A 556-nucleotide genomic window follows, 5' to 3' on the forward strand; every position below is an offset into this window, starting at 1 on the left:
ACGTCCCGGATACGGACAACGACACACAATATACTGCCGGCAATGGTCTGAACCTGGACGGGAGCAACGAGTTCACCGCTGTTGCGAGCCCCGATGCGGACAATGCCCTTGACGTACGCGCCAACGGCATCTATGCGACGGACGACCAGGACGCCGGTGAGGTGGCTTTTACGGCTACGGGAAATACGACGAGCACAGATGTACAGTCCGCGATCGTTGAGCTTCAAACTGAGATAGACGGTTTTGCAGCGACCGCTGGACAGACAAACACTGCATCTAACGTGGGTACTGGCGGGGTAGGTATTTTTGCTAGAAAGACCGGTGCGGATTTGGAATTCAAAAATGTTAACGCAGGTTCTAATAAGATAACGGTTACGGATGATGTTGGTAACGATGAAATCGATATAGATATCAATGAGGCGAACCTAGCGATAGATGCAACCCAGGTCAGTATTACGGATTCAGGTAACAACTTTACAGCAGTTAACGTGGAGGCTGCACTAGAGGAACTTGCGACGGCCACTGACAACGACACACAATATACTGCCGGGAACGG

Annotated in this window: 2 protein-coding genes; one reads left to right on the top strand and one right to left on the bottom strand. The window is 51.3% G+C overall.

Going from position 1 to position 556, the window contains the following annotated elements; translation table 11 throughout:
• The coding region (locus E4661_RS19345) for a hypothetical protein (RefSeq protein ID WP_205728991.1) at positions 1-227 on the bottom strand (227 nt) is incomplete at its 3' end.
• A gap of 54 nt (positions 228-281) precedes the next feature.
• On the opposite strand from E4661_RS19345, the gene E4661_RS19350 reads away from it, so the two are divergent.
• On the top strand, positions 282-556 hold a 275-nt coding region (locus tag E4661_RS19350), incomplete at its 3' end, for a hypothetical protein (protein ID WP_205728992.1).

This window comes from Flagellimonas onchidii (assembly GCF_004804315.1).
Lineage (GTDB): Bacteria > Bacteroidota > Bacteroidia > Flavobacteriales > Flavobacteriaceae > Flagellimonas > Flagellimonas onchidii.